Below are 13,980 nucleotides of genomic sequence, written 5' to 3' on the forward strand. Positions count from 1 at the left end.
CTCGGAAATCCCATGTTGGGGTTGAGCCTTTGGCCATCCCCTAACTGCACGAAGCAGGACAGCGAACGTGAACAAGTTGAACAAGACATCGCTGCTGACCGGCGTTCTCGCCGGCTTTACCGCTGCCCTTCTGTCGATGGGCGCGAATACGCAGTCGTCGCTTGCGATCGTTCTTTATGCCGCTTCGGCGCTTCCCATTCTCATTGCCGGTCTTGGCTGGGGCAATGCGGCCGCCATCACGGCCATCGTCAGCGCCGGCGCTACTGCCGCCGCTCTGGTCTCGCCCTATTTCGCGCTGCTGATTCTCGTCGTGACGCTCATTCCGGCCGGCTGGCTCAGCCATCTCGCCAATCTGGCGCGCCCGGCCACTGAGCTCGGCGGACCTGATGGCGCGCTTGCCTGGTACCCGCTTTCCGACATTCTCAGCCACCTCGCCGGCCTGGTGACCGCGGGCATGATCATCGTCGGCTTCATCGTCGGATATGATTCTGATGTGTCCGACCGTATGGTCGACATCGTCATTCAGGCGGTGAAGGCGCAGGAACCGCTCTACAACCCCGATGCTGCGGCGATCTCCCAGATCAAGTCGATCTTCACGCTGGCGCTGCCGCTCATCCAGGGCGCCGTCTGGGTGGTGATGCTGTTTTCCGCCTATTATGTCGCCACCCGCATCGTGCAGATGTCGGGCCGGTCGCTGCGCCCCCGCGAAGACATTCCGTCGACGCTGCGCATGCACCGCAATGCGATCTTCATCTTTCTCGGCGGCCTTGTCCTGACCTTCTTGGGTGGCGCGCCTGCCACGATCGGCGCGCTGGTCTGCGGAACCTTCGGTGCAGGCTTCCTGCTCGCCGGCTTCGCATCCTTCCATTTCCGCACGCGCGGCAAGTCCTGGCGGCTTCCCGTGCTGTGGATCGCATACCTGTCGGTGCTCGTGTTCACGATCCCGGCAATCTTCTTCCTCCTCACGGGCCTGACCGATACGCGACGCACCATCGCAGTCACCCCGGTGGAAAAAAACTGACCAACGAAAACTGAACTCTGAAAGGAAACGAACATGCAAGTCATTCTTCTCGAACGTATCGCAAAGCTCGGCCAGATGGGCGAAACCGTAAAGGTTCGCGACGGCTTCGCACGCAACTACCTGCTGCCACTCGGCAAGGCACTGCGCGCCAACGCTGCTAACAAGGCCCGTTTCGAATCCGAGCGTTCGACGCTCGAAGCCCGTAACCTCGAGCGCAAGTCGGAAGCCCAGAAGGTTGCCGAGAACCTCGACGGCAAGTCCTTCATCATCGTCCGTTCCGCTGGCGAAACCGGCCAGCTCTACGGTTCGGTTGCCGCTCGCGACGTCATCGAAGTGCTGGCTGCAGAAGGCTTCAACATCGGCCGCAACCAGGTCGACCTGAACCACCCGATCAAGTCGATCGGCCTGCACAACGTCACGCTGCACCTGCATTCGGAAGTCGAAATCGCGGTTAAAGTCAACGTTGCCCGTTCGGCTGAAGAAGCTGAGCGCCAGTCAAAGGGCGAAAGCCTGACCTCGGCCGACGCCATCTACGGCGTTGACGAAGATGCCCTGAAGCCGGAAGACTTCTTCAACCCGGAAGCCGAATTCGAAGGCGAAGAAGAATAAGCCTTACAGGCCATTCTGAATGCGAAAGCCCGGATCCTTGGACCCGGGCTTTTTCTTTGCTGTCGGCTTGACTTCAGCTGTGGGCAAGCTCGGCCACAGGTGCTGCATCCTTGTCCACACGTACGACGACCGACAGGCCGGGCGACAAGAGATCGGCAAGCGGCTGGCCGGGATCGACGGCGATCCGGACGCCCACGCGCTGGGCGACCTTGGTAAAATTGCCGGTGGCGTTGTCCGGGCGGATGATGCTGAACTCGGAGCCGGCGGCAGGCGCAAAGCGCTCGATGTGCCCGGTCAGCGTGTTCCTTTGCAGCGCATCGACCGAAATGGTCACCGGCTGGCCGGCCTTCATGCCGTCGAGCTGCGTTTCCTTGAAATTCGCAAGCACCCAAACATCATGCGGCACGACGGCGAGCAATTGCGAGCCGGCGGTGACATATTGGCCGAGGCGCGCACCGATCTCGCCGAGCTTTCCGTCACGGGGAGCGACGATCCGGGTGTTTTCCAGATCGATCCGGGCCAGTTCGACGGCGGCCTCGGCGCCGGCAACGGCAGCCTGCAGACCGGCACGGGCGCCAAGCGTGGTGGCCAGTGCTTGGCGCGAAACCTCCAGCCCCGCTTCGGCCTGGTTGACGGCGGCCTGTGCCTGTTCGAACGCTGCGCGCGATTGATCGGCTTCGCTGCGTGTCGAGATGCCCTTCTCCGCCAACGGCCGGATTCGGTCCCAAGATGCGCTCGCTCTGTTGAACGCAGCCTTCGCGCTGTCCAGCTGTGCTGCGCTGGCAGCAATACCGGCCTTGGCCGACAGTTCCTGCTGACGCGAATTGGCATGCGATGCCTTCTGGGCGGCAAGTGTCGCCTCTGACTGGGCCAGTTTCTGGGCGTAGATCCGGTCGTCGATCCTGACGAGCAATTGCCCGGCCTTGACCTCCTCGTAGTCGTGCACCGGCACCTCGGCGACATAACCTGACAGTTGCGGGCTCATGACCGTCAGGTAACCCCTGACATAGGCGTTCTCCGTCATCTCGACGGAACTGGGGAACGGCGGCAGTCGCCAGGCATAGAGAACCAGGGCGAGGCCCGAGAGGCCGGCGAGCAAGACGATGATCGTGGTGGGTGAGCGCAAGGATTTCAGCATGGTCGTCAACTCTGTTCGTCAAGAAGAGAAGGCGGGTGCGGGAGGCGCAAGGCGCGCCGCGATCCGCTTGTAAAGGATATGCACCAGCAGACCGGCCAACGCGCAAAGGGCAATGCCGGACGCCAGCAGAAAGGCATCGTTGTAGGCGAGAATGTTGGCCTCGCGGGTAACCTGCTGCCCCAACAACGCCACGCCCTCGCCGTTCAGCAAGGTCCTGTCGCCGATCACCCGGCCATAGCTTGCGGCCAGCTGGCTGAGGCGCTGGGCGATGAGCGGGTTCGACATCACGATCTGCTCGGCCAGCACATTGGAATGGAACTTCTCCCGCAGGGTGACGAAGCTTCCGAAGGTCGCGGTGCCGATCAGGCCACCGATGCTTTGGGTGAACAGGAAGATGACGATGAAGCTGAGAATGTAGCTCGGCCCCTTCATCAGCGCCGCCTTGAAGCCGCTGGCCATGGCCGGCGGCAGGAACAGAGCGGTTCCGGCGGCGATCATGGCCTGGCTGATATACATCTGCTCGGGTCGTGTCAGATTGGTCGCCTGGCTGTCGATATAGGCACCGCCAGCCAGCAGGCTCAGCGCCAGAACATGCACGAACTCGGCGTGGTCAGGATTCATTAGTGCGGCGCACAAAAGGCCGCCGGCGATCGATGCGCCGAGAATGACCCAATAAAGCGTCGCGACCTGCTCGAACTGCAATCCGAGCAGCTGATAGAAGTTTGCCGCGATCGCCGACTGCTCCGAGGCGACAAGGCGAAAGACCAGCAGCACCGCGGTAAAATGCAGGATCTCCCTGGAGGCGAGCCAGCGAACGTCGATCAACGGCAGTTCACGATTGAGTTCGATCAGCACCACGCTGGTCAGCGCCACGATCGCCACAGCCAGGAGCACAGCCAGCCACGGCGCTTCGAACCACCAGTAGAGCCGCCCCATGGTCAGCACGATGGCGATACAGCCGAAGCCGACAGCCACCAGCAGGTAGCTCAGAATATCGGTGCGCTGGATCACTTTGGCGTGCGGCACCGGCGTCAGCGGCAGCAGGTAGATGATCGGCAGCGCCATCAGCGCCAGGGCCATCTCGAGCGTATAGAGCCCATGCCATTGGCCGTATTCGATCAGCTTCGGCGAGATCAGCCGGGTGATCGGTGCCGAAATGGTCGTGCAGGTCAGCGCCAGGGCAAGACCGACCGTCAGCTTGCGCGCCGGCAGGAAGGCCTCCAGCATATAGAGGAAACCGAGCGTCGACATGGGGGCCGCCGCGATGCCACTGATGAAGCGAACGACGATCGCCGACTGCAGATCGGAAACAAAGACGTTCATCAGCGAAACGATAACAAAGCCGACAATGCCGATTTCTGCGAACCGGCGCAGTCCGTATTGCGCCCGGATTTTGACGAGCGCGATCGAGAGAGAGACATTCGGCGCCATGTAGGCTGCCGAAAGCCAGGCGGCCTCGATCGAGGTGGCGGAAAGTGATCCCTGCAGCTGGGTAAGATTGGCGAGCGCCAGATTCATGCCGAGGCCCTGGGTGAGGAACAGTAGCGCCGAGCAGACGACGTAGGTCGCGGACCTGGCAACGCTCATCGGCCGTGGCACGGGCATCGTTGCGGTGGCCGTGACTTGCTGTTGTGCTGGCTCGCCAGAGGGCGCCTCCGCCTCGTCGTCGCCAAGGGCTGTCCTGTTGTCGTTTGCTGCGGGCCTTGCGGCGGCACTCATCGATGTCATTCCTTCGCCAGCGATTGAACGTTATCGGCGATGGTGCGCACGACCTTCAGCACCGCCGCGACCTCGTCTTCACCGACGCCCTGCAGCACTTCTGCCCGGATCTCGTCGGCAAGCTTCAGGATCTCGTCGGCGATGGTGCGCCCAAGTTCGGTCATGTGGATCTGCTTGGCCCTGCGATCCGACACCTCGACCCTGCGCTCGATGAAACCCTGCTTTTCCATTCCGTCCAGCAGGCGCACGATCGTCGGCGTCTCGATATCCAGTTCGTCGGCCAGTTCGCGCTGGTTCAAGCCATCCTTCTTGGTTAGCGCAAACAGCGCCCTCGCCCGAGCCAGGGTCAGGCCACGCTCCTTCACCCTGGCATCGAAGACAGCCCGCAGCTTACGATTGACCATCGACAAGGCGTCGAACAGTTCGCGATTGACGATGGGCTGATACATAGTACCTTTTCCATATTAGTAGCATGCTAATTATTCTGCTCCTATCTAATCCATCCCAAGGCAATTTTCAAGACGGCGTTTTGAGAGGGGGCAAACGGCGCTAGAATTGGCGCAGTCGCCGATTGCAGCGATTCGCGGCGTCAACGTCGTTCTTCATGCGGACTTTATTTTTTGCACTTTCGTGATGTCGGCCTGTGGATCAGTCGAACAACGGGCAAATGCGATGGGCCGCGCCACATGGTCTGCGACTGTGGCACTGCTGCACTTGACCCGCAGAGACGCAGACAGCAAACCGGGTGCACACCAGAAGAGGCAGAGACGAACGACCATGAACGACGCAGCGCGAAAGCTCGCCCCTATCGGCAAGGACCAATCGGACCAGCATTACCGCGAGGCGCCGAACAACCTTGAAGCCGAACAGGCGCTGCTCGGCGCGATCCTCGTCAACAATGATGCGTTCTATCGCGTCTCGGACTTCCTGAAGCCGGTCCACCTGTTCGAACCCCTGCATCGCCGCATCTACGAGGTTGCCGGCGACATCATCCGCATGGGCAAGACCGCCAACCCGGTGACGATCAAGACCTTCCTCAAGGCCGACGAAAAGGTCGGCGACCTGACGGTCGCGCAGTATCTTGCCCGCCTTGCCGCCGGCGCCGTCTCGATCATCAACGCCGAAGACTACGGCCGCGCAATCTACGATTTGGCGCTGCGCCGTTCGCTGATCACCATCGGCGAGGACATGGTCAATATCGCCTTTGACGCACCGCTCGACATGCCGCCGCAGGGCCAGATCGAGGACGCGGAACGGCGCCTGTTCGAGCTCGCCGAAACCGGCCGCTACGACGGCGGTTTCCAGTCCTTCAACGATGCGGTCGCGCTTGCCATCGACATGGCCGGCGCGGCGTTCGAGCGCGACGGCAGCCTGTCGGGTATTTCGACGGGCATCCTGTCGCTCGACGCCCGCATGGGCGGCCTGCAGCGCTCGGACTTGATCGTACTTGCGGGACGTCCCGGCATGGGCAAGACCTCGCTTGCCACCAACATCGCCTACAACATTGCCGCCGCCTACGACCCGGAGGTTCAGGCGGACGGTTCGTTCAAGGCCAAGAACGGCGGCGTCGTCGGCTTCTACTCGCTCGAAATGTCGTCCGAACAGCTGGCAACGCGTATCATCTCCGAGCAGACCGAAGTCTCCTCCTCGAAGATCCGCCGCGGCGACATCTCCGAAGCCGACTTCGAAAAGCTCGTCGCCTGCTCGCAGATGATGCAGAAAGTTCCGCTGTTCATCGACCAGACCGGTGGTATCTCGATCGCCCAGCTCTCCGCCCGTGCGCGCCGCCTCAAGCGCCAGCGCGGCCTCGATTGCCTGGTCGTCGACTATATTCAGCTGATGACCGGCTCGGGCAAATCGAGCGACAACCGCGTGCAGGAAATCACCCAGATCACCACCGGCCTGAAGGCACTCGGCAAGGAGCTGAACGTGCCGATCATCGCGCTGTCGCAGCTCTCCCGTCAGGTGGAAAGCCGCGAAGACAAGCGCCCCCAGCTCTCCGACCTTCGCGAATCGGGCTCGATCGAGCAGGACGCCGACGTCGTGCTCTTCGTGTTCCGTGAGGAATACTACGTGAAGAACCTCGAGCCTCGCGACGAATTCGATCCGAAGTACGACGAGTGGAAGATGAAGATGGAACAGGTGAAGGGCACGGCCGACGTGATCATCGCCAAGCAGCGTCACGGACCGACCGGCACCGTCAAGCTCGCCTTCCAGTCGGAATTCACCCGCTTTACCGATCTGGCCGATCCGTCCTTCACCCAATACGAAGAACACTGAGAAAGTCGGGGGGCGTCTTCACGCCCCCAGCAACATTCTGAAGATCGCCACGGTCACGACGCCGGCCGCGACAGCGGCGAGCAACGGCAACCGCATGGCGACGAGTGCCGTTACCACCGTAGCGATCGTTTCCGCCGGCCCGGTGACCAGCGCCGTCGGCGCGATCACCGCCATCAACACGGCCGGCGGGATCGCCTCCAGGGCCCGCTTCTGCGTTTCTCCGATCGTCACAAACCGAATGAGCACCAGGCCGCCGATGCGGGTGGCAATGGTTGCGATTGCCATGGCGACGATGGCCAGAAGCGTGTTCGGATCGACGGTCATGCGTGCACCTCCTGGCTACGGCCGGCAAGAAGCGCGACCGCAACCCCGGCAGCAGCACCAGCGGCGATGTACCAGACACCCGGCAGAAACTGATGCGTCAGCACCGCGGCAGCGGCGCTCGCGGCAAGCACAACCCCGGTCTCACGGCCTTTCCAGAAACCCATCACCAGCACGATGAAAACCGCGGGAAAGGCGAAGTCGAGCCCCGTCACCTTCGGATCGCCAAGGAAGGCCCCCAGCAACGCGCCGGCAAGGCTTGTCGTCACCCAGACGAAGTAGAACGGCACGGCGATTCCCGCGAACCAGGCGGGCGTCAGCCTGCCCTCTTTCGCGCGCATCTCCGCCATTGCCCATATCTCGTCGGCAAGCAGCAGCATCGAGGCGTATTTCGTCGGGCCTGAGAACCCCTGGAGCTTGGCGCCGAGCGACGCGCTCATCAGCACGTGCCTGACATTGACCAGCAAGGCGGAGAAAGCGAGTGCCGCCCAAGAGGCCGGATGCGTCCAGATGTCCATGGCCACGAATTGCGAGCCGCCGGCAAAAACCAGCGCGCTCATCAATGTCACCTCCACGCCCGAAAGCCCCTTGCCGGCGGCAACTGCGCCGAAGACGAGCCCAATCGGCATGACCGCCACGATGAGCGGCGCCATCGCCATGGCTCCGGCTCGAAAGTCTGGACCGAATCCCGTGTCGCTCAATGTTCATGCCTCCCGATCGATAACGAACGGAGCACACCTAAACCGGCCCGAGCGGGGCGTATTGAACGAAAGTGATCAACCGGCGCGGAAGGCGCCGGGCGTGACGCCGGTTCGAGCCTTGAAGTGTCGGCTGAAATGCGCCTGATCGGCAAACCCGCACTGATAGGCGGTATCGACCGCCGACCAGCCGTGCCGCAGCAGTGTCTTTGCCGCCCGCACGCGCTTGTCAGTCAGGAAGGCATGCGGTGTGATGTGAAACTGGCGCCGGAAGGCGCGGATCAGATGCGCCCGGCTGAGGCCCGCGACCTTGGCCAGCTCCTCCAGGCCGATATCCTGCGCGTAGTTCTCGGTCAGATAGTCGCGCGCCCGCTGGACCGCGGACTGCTCCTTCGTTTCGACCGGCACGATGATCGTGCTGCCGTGCCGCTCGAACATGGTGGCGAGCACGCCGAACATGCGTTCCTCGGCTTCGAGCGCGCCAGTCGCGTGCTCCAGCGCCTTGTGGGCGTGATAGAAGGAGTGGGCCAGATCCGGATCGCACAGCATGCGCTTGGAAAAGGACGGCGTTCCCTTGAACGGCCGCCCGGTGACATCTTCCAGAATGTTCACCAGCAATTCGGTACTCGGATAGACCATGCGATAGCGGTAACCGCTACCACCTGGGTGACCGTCATGGATCTCGTCTGGATTGATGAGATAGAAGTCGCCGGGCCCCGCTTGCGATCGTTCGCCCCTGATCTTGCTGATCTGCGAGCCGGCCTCGATCGCGCCGATGCTGAAGGTGTCGTGCGCGTGCGGCGCAAATTCGTGCGTAATGAAAGTCGCGGTCAGGCATTCCATGCCATCGAACCGGAGGTCCCGCCAGAATCGGGTCCGCTCCGCGCCTTCCAGCGGCATGACATCGATGGCCTGTTCCTGCGAAATCGTGTGCATGTGGCGATCCTAACGTCCGCCACGACCAGCGTCTTGCATAAAAGTGCTCTTCGCCCTCGCCGCCCAACCGAATGCCGCCATCCGACAGGACGGCATTTGCGGGCAAGCGTGGTTGGCTGTATTGGTCCTTCATCGTCCACGCAGAGTGCCAGGCATGCTCAGTCCAGAATTCCTCTCCGCCTCCAACCGGCTCACGATCGACCTCAACGCATTGGCAGACAACTGGCGCTCGATGAATGCCCGCTCGGGCAAGGCCCGTGCCGCTGCGGTGCTGAAGGCGGATGCCTACGGCCTCGGCATCGACGAGGCGGCGCCAGCGCTTTACGCCGCCGGTGCCCGCGATTTCTTCGTCGCCAATGCGGAAGAAGGTGCTGACCTGCGGCCGCTGGTGCCGGAAGGCCGGATCTACATTCTGGCCGGCATGTGGCCCGGCAATGAGGTGCTGTTCTTCGACAATGATCTCGTGCCGGTGATCAACTCGGAGGAGCAGCTTGCCGTTTTCATGGCGGCGCTGTCCGAGCGCGGCGACCACCCTTGCGTGTTGCATGTCGATACCGGCATGAACCGCCTGGGGCTGTCGGTCGAAGAAGCCGTCGCTCTTGCCAACGATCCGGCCCGCCCGGCGAGCTTCTCGCCGGTCCTGATCATGAGCCACCTCGCCTGCGCCGACGATCCGGGCAACCCGCTCAATAGTTATCAGTTGCAACGCTTCCGCGAAGCCTCTGCTGCATTCGAAGGCGTTGATGCCAGCCTGGCAAACTCCGGCGGCGTGTTCCTGGGCGACGACTACCATTTCAACCTGACGCGCCCGGGCATCGCCGTCTATGGCGGCGAAGCGGTCAATGACGTCGCCAATCCGATGAAGCCGGTCGTGACGGCAGAAGCCCGCATCATTCAGGTACGCAACGTCGCCGCCGGCGGGCACGCAAGCTACGGAGCGTCTGCCCGCTTCAACCGCGACAGCCGCATCGCCACCGTCGCCGTCGGTTATGCTGATGGCTATCACCGCTCCGTCTCGGGCGGTGGCGTGACCTTGCGCCAGGCGACGCCTTCGGGCGCCTTCGGCTTTCTGCACGGCGAGAAGGTGCCGCATGTCGGCCGGGTGACGATGGACCTCAGCCTCTTCGACGTCACCGACCTGCCGGAAAACGCGGTGCGCGCCGGCGACTATATCGAGCTGTTCGGCCGGCATGTCGCACTGGACGACGTGGCGCGCGCCGGCGGCACGATCGGCTATGAGATGCTGACCAGCCTCGGCCATCGCTACGACCGCCACTATATCGGCGCGGTCTGAGCCGGCTTTCGCACCGATACTTTACAGTCCGTCGTCGAAAATCACCTTTTGTTCCGCGTTTCGCGGCATTATGTGAAGGCAAAAGTGATTCTCCGATCACCGGCAGTGCCGCCACAGACGGCACGTCGAAAGTCTCCGCACTGTGAAAGTCGTTGCCGATGGCGAAAGCCCGCACACAATTCGTCTGCCAGAACTGCGGCACCATCCATACCCGCTGGGCCGGTAAGTGCGAGGGCTGCGGCGAATGGAACACGATCATCGAGGACGACCCGACAGCCGGCATCGGCGGCGGCCCGTCCCGCGCGCCGAAGAAGGGGCGCCCGGTTGCGCTCACCACGCTATCGGGTGAAATCGAGGACGCCCCGCGCATCCAGACCGGGATATCCGAGCTCGACCGCGCCACCGGCGGCGGCTTCGTTCGCGGCTCTGCCCTCCTCATCGGCGGCGATCCCGGCATCGGTAAATCGACAGTGCTGATGCAGGCGGCAGCGGCCCTTGCGCGCCAGAAACACCGTGTCATCTATGTCTCGGGTGAAGAGGCCGTGGCCCAGGTGCGCCTTCGCGCCCAACGGCTGGGTGCTGCCGACAGCGACGTGCTGCTGGCAGCTGAAACCAACGTCGAGGACATTCTCGCGACGCTTGCCGAGGGCAAGCGCCCCGATCTCGTCATCATCGACTCGATCCAGACACTCTGGAGCGACATCGTCGATTCGGCGCCCGGCACGGTGACCCAGGTGCGGACCGGCGTGCAGGCGATGATCCGCTTTGCCAAGCAGACGGGAACCGCCGTCGTGCTCGTCGGCCACGTCACCAAGGAAGGCCAGATCGCCGGTCCCCGCGTGGTCGAGCACATGGTCGATGCCGTGCTCTATTTCGAAGGCGACCGCGGCCATCACTACCGCATCTTGAGAACAGTGAAGAACCGCTTCGGGCCGACGGACGAGATCGGCGTCTTCGAGATGTCGGACAAGGGTCTGCGCGAGGTCGCCAATCCATCGGAACTGTTCCTCGGCGAGCGCAACGAAAAATCGCCGGGGGCCGCCGTCTTTGCCGGCATGGAGGGAACACGGCCGATCCTGGTTGAGGTGCAGGCGCTGGTGGCGCCGACCTCGCTCGGCACGCCGCGCCGTGCCATCGTCGGCTGGGACTCCGCCCGCCTCTCGATGATCCTTGCGGTGCTTGAAGCCCATTGCGGCGTGCGGCTCGGGCAGCACGACGTCTACCTCAACATCGCCGGCGGCTACCGAATTTCCGAGCCTGCCGCCGACTTGGCTGTGGCTTCCGCACTGGTTTCGTCGCTTGCCGGGCTTGCCCTTCCGGCTGATTGCGTCTATTTCGGCGAAGTCAGCTTGTCGGGCGCCATCCGGCCGGTTGCGCATACCGCTCAACGCCTCAAGGAAGCCGAGAAGCTCGGTTTCTCGCAGGCTGTTCTGCCAGCTGCCTCGACCGAATTGCCGAAGAACGGCAATGGCCGGTGGAGCGAGTTGGAAAGCCTGCCGGATCTGGTGGCGCGCATCGCGGGATCGCGAAACGCCTTGAGACCGGCAGAGGATGCAGATTGAAGGTGCGGGTGCTGCAAGCGGCTCCACGGGACGCCTTCTGAGCAGGCTCATAACAATGCCCTGAACATCAGGCAGGGCCGACGGCGGATAGGCTTGAGGAGACCCGGACGAACCGGGTTCGGAGTAAGGACAAAATGCCCATTACAATTCTCGACGGTATCGTTCTCGGCGTCGCGCTGTTTTCAGCAATCCTGGCAATGGTCCGAGGCTTCTCACGCGAAGTCCTGTCGGTTGCCAGCTGGGTTGGCGCGGCGGCGGCGGCCTACTTCCTCTACCCGCACCTCCTGCCCTATGCCAAGCAGTATACCAGCAGCGACACGGTCGCGCTGATCGGCTCGGCGGCAGTGATCTTCCTGGTTGCGCTGATCATCATTTCCTTCATCACCATGCGCGTCGCCGATTTCATCATCGACAGCCGCATCGGCGCGCTCGACCGGACGCTGGGCTTTCTCTTCGGCGCCGCGCGCGGCATCCTGCTCGTGGTCGTCGCCATGCTGTTCTTCAACTGGCTGGTCGCTCCGCAGCAGCAGCCGGGTTGGGTCACGCAGGCGAAGTCCAAGCCGCTTCTCGACAATCTCGGCAACAAGCTGATCGCGCTTCTGCCCGAGGAAGCCGACGCCACCATCCTCGACCGCCTGCGCGGCAAGGACACGACCGGCGAAGGCGAAGGCGAGACCCCGGCCGGCACGCCCGGACAGGCACCGTCGGGTTCGCCCGACCAGGCGCCCGTTGACGACGCCCCGGCCACCAACGGCTGAGACATGGAAGAACTGCCGACAAAGCCCGCTGCGCGGGCTTTGTCCTTTTGGGAATAACGCTTGTGTCCGTTTTCAGCTAAGATCGCTTGAAGACGGCGGGCCTGATCACGATATGCGCACCGGCACGGAGCAAAGGCGACTGTGATGACCGATCTGAGATCCACGGAAATCCATGACGAACTCGATGGCGATACCCTGCACGAAGAGTGCGGCGTCTTCGGCATCCTGGGGCACCCGGATGCGGCGGCGCTGACGGCGCTCGGCCTGCATGCGCTCCAGCATCGCGGCCAGGAGGCCGCCGGTATCGTCACCTTCGACGGCAAGCAGTTCTGCACCGAAAAGCGCATGGGTCTCGTCGGCGATCACTACACCGATCCCGCAACGCTCGCGAAGCTCCCGGGCTTCATGTCCATCGGCCACACGCGCTACTCGACGACAGGCGAAGTGGCGCTGCGCAACGTCCAGCCGCTCTTTGCCGAGCTGCATGAAGGCGGCATCGCGATTGCCCATAACGGCAACTTCACCAACGGCCTGACGCTGCGCCGCCAGATCATCTCGGACGGCGCCATCTGTCAGTCGACCTCCGACACCGAAGTTGTCCTCCACCTCATCGCCCGCTCCAAGCACGCTTCGACCACCGACCGCTTCGCCGATGCGATCGCGCAGGTCGAGGGCGGCTACTCGATGCTGGCGCTGACACGCACCAAGCTGATCGCCGCCCGCGACCCGCACGGCATCCGCCCGCTCGTCATGGGCGACCTCGACGGCAAGCCGATCTTCTGCTCGGAAACCTGCGCACTCGACATCATCGGCGCCAAGTTCGTGCGCGACGTGGAGAATGGCGAAATCATCATCTGCGAGATCCAGCCCGACGGCTCGATCTCGATCGATTCGCGCAAGCCGCTGGCTCCGCAACCGGAGCGGCTCTGCCTGTTCGAATACGTCTATTTCGCCCGTCCGGATTCGGTCGTCGGCGGCCGCAACGTCTATGTGGCGCGCAAGAACATGGGCCAGAACCTGGCCAAGGAAGCCCCTGTCGAGGCCGATGTCGTCGTCCCGGTTCCCGATGGCGGTACGCCCGCCGCAATCGGCTACGCACAGCAGAGCGGCATTCCCTTCGAGCTCGGCATCATCCGCAACCATTATGTCGGCCGGACCTTCATCGAGCCGACGCAGCAGATCCGCGCCTTCGGCGTCAAGCTGAAGCACTCGGCGAACCGCGCGATGATCGAGGGCAAGCGCGTCGTGCTCGTCGACGATTCGATCGTTCGCGGCACCACCTCGGTCAAGATCGTGCAGATGATCCGCGATGCCGGTGCACGCGAAGTGCATGTGCGTGTTGCCAGCCCGATGATCTTCCATCCGGACTTCTACGGCATCGACACGCCGGACCGCGACAAGCTGCTCGCCAACCAGCATGCCGACCTTGCGTCCATGTGCCGCTTCATTGGCGCGGACTCGCTCGAGTTCCTGTCGATCGACGGCCTCTACGAGGCTGTGGGCGGCATCAAGCGCGATCTCAAGTCGCCGCAGTTCACCGATCACTATTTCACCGGGGACTATCCGACCCGCCTTCTCGACCAGGAAGGCGCCAGCAATGTCCGCAAACTCTCGGTTCTCGCCAGCAACGGATAATCAGACAAT

The 13,980-nt window shown here is 63.0% G+C and carries 13 protein-coding genes; 7 read left to right on the top strand and 6 right to left on the bottom strand.

Going from position 1 to position 13,980, the window contains the following annotated elements:
• Nucleotides 1-67: 67 nt before the first annotated feature.
• Together ASD02_RS27900 and rplI are read left to right on the top strand one after the other, a co-directional pair.
• The gene (locus ASD02_RS27900; RefSeq protein WP_025426447.1) at nt 68-1,021 is read left to right on the top strand and encodes a membrane protein; all 954 of its coding nucleotides are present in this window, start codon (nt 68-70) and stop codon (nt 1,019-1,021) included.
• Between the two features lie 33 nt (nt 1,022-1,054).
• Nucleotides 1,055-1,630, top strand: coding sequence for a 50S ribosomal protein L9 (gene rplI / locus ASD02_RS27905; protein ID WP_057221481.1), 576 nt, complete (start codon nt 1,055-1,057; stop codon nt 1,628-1,630).
• 73 nt (nt 1,631-1,703) lie between these two features.
• Here rplI and ASD02_RS27910 read toward each other — a convergent pair whose 3' ends face one another.
• From ASD02_RS27910 to ASD02_RS27920, 3 genes are all read right to left on the bottom strand, one after another.
• On the bottom strand, nt 1,704-2,768 hold the full coding sequence (locus ASD02_RS27910; protein WP_025426445.1) for an HlyD family secretion protein: 1,065 nt from the start codon (nt 2,766-2,768) through the stop codon (nt 1,704-1,706).
• A gap of 18 nt (nt 2,769-2,786) precedes the next feature.
• A complete protein-coding gene (locus ASD02_RS27915; protein ID WP_244494306.1) occupies nt 2,787-4,355 on the bottom strand; it encodes an MFS transporter in 1,569 nt (522 codons plus the stop codon).
• 137 nt (nt 4,356-4,492) lie between these two features.
• Nucleotides 4,493-4,936, bottom strand: a complete 444-nt coding sequence (locus ASD02_RS27920; RefSeq protein ID WP_025426443.1) for a MarR family transcriptional regulator — start codon at nt 4,934-4,936, stop codon at nt 4,493-4,495.
• A gap of 328 nt (nt 4,937-5,264) precedes the next feature.
• On the opposite strand from ASD02_RS27920, the gene ASD02_RS27925 reads away from it, so the two are divergent.
• Nucleotides 5,265-6,767, top strand: a complete 1,503-nt coding sequence (locus tag ASD02_RS27925; protein WP_025426442.1) for a replicative DNA helicase — start codon at nt 5,265-5,267, stop codon at nt 6,765-6,767.
• Nucleotides 6,768-6,785: 18 nt separating this feature from the next.
• Here ASD02_RS27925 and ASD02_RS27930 read toward each other — a convergent pair whose 3' ends face one another.
• The 3 genes from ASD02_RS27930 to ASD02_RS27940 form a co-directional block, all read right to left on the bottom strand.
• On the bottom strand, nt 6,786-7,091 hold the full coding sequence (locus ASD02_RS27930) for an AzlD domain-containing protein (RefSeq protein WP_025426441.1): 306 nt from the start codon (nt 7,089-7,091) through the stop codon (nt 6,786-6,788).
• Entirely contained in the window at nt 7,088-7,741 is a 654-nt protein-coding gene (locus tag ASD02_RS27935) for an AzlC family ABC transporter permease (protein ID WP_057221482.1), read from the bottom strand. The genes ASD02_RS27930 and ASD02_RS27935 overlap by 4 nt, the downstream gene beginning before the upstream one ends.
• A 123-nt stretch (nt 7,742-7,864) precedes the next feature.
• Nucleotides 7,865-8,722, bottom strand: a complete 858-nt coding sequence (locus ASD02_RS27940) for an AraC family transcriptional regulator (protein WP_025426439.1) — start codon at nt 8,720-8,722, stop codon at nt 7,865-7,867.
• A gap of 154 nt (nt 8,723-8,876) precedes the next feature.
• Between ASD02_RS27940 and alr the strand changes: the two genes are divergently transcribed.
• From alr to purF, 4 genes are all read left to right on the top strand, one after another.
• Complete coding sequence (gene alr / locus ASD02_RS27945; RefSeq protein ID WP_025426438.1) at nt 8,877-10,016, top strand: alanine racemase; 1,140 nt, start codon at nt 8,877-8,879, stop codon at nt 10,014-10,016.
• A gap of 158 nt (nt 10,017-10,174) precedes the next feature.
• Nucleotides 10,175-11,578, top strand: coding sequence for a DNA repair protein RadA (gene radA / locus ASD02_RS27950; protein WP_025426437.1), 1,404 nt, complete (start codon nt 10,175-10,177; stop codon nt 11,576-11,578).
• A 134-nt stretch (nt 11,579-11,712) separates the two neighbouring features.
• Nucleotides 11,713-12,336 (top strand): CvpA family protein, encoded by a 624-nt coding sequence (locus tag ASD02_RS27955; RefSeq protein WP_025426436.1) that lies wholly within the window; start codon nt 11,713-11,715, stop codon nt 12,334-12,336.
• A gap of 144 nt (nt 12,337-12,480) precedes the next feature.
• A complete protein-coding gene (gene purF, locus ASD02_RS27960; RefSeq protein WP_025426435.1) occupies nt 12,481-13,971 on the top strand; it encodes an amidophosphoribosyltransferase in 1,491 nt (496 codons plus the stop codon).
• Nucleotides 13,972-13,980: the final 9 nt, after the last annotated feature.

It is taken from the genome of Ensifer sp. Root1252 (assembly GCF_001425885.1).
Classification (GTDB): Bacteria; Pseudomonadota; Alphaproteobacteria; order Rhizobiales; family Rhizobiaceae; genus Ensifer; species Ensifer canadensis.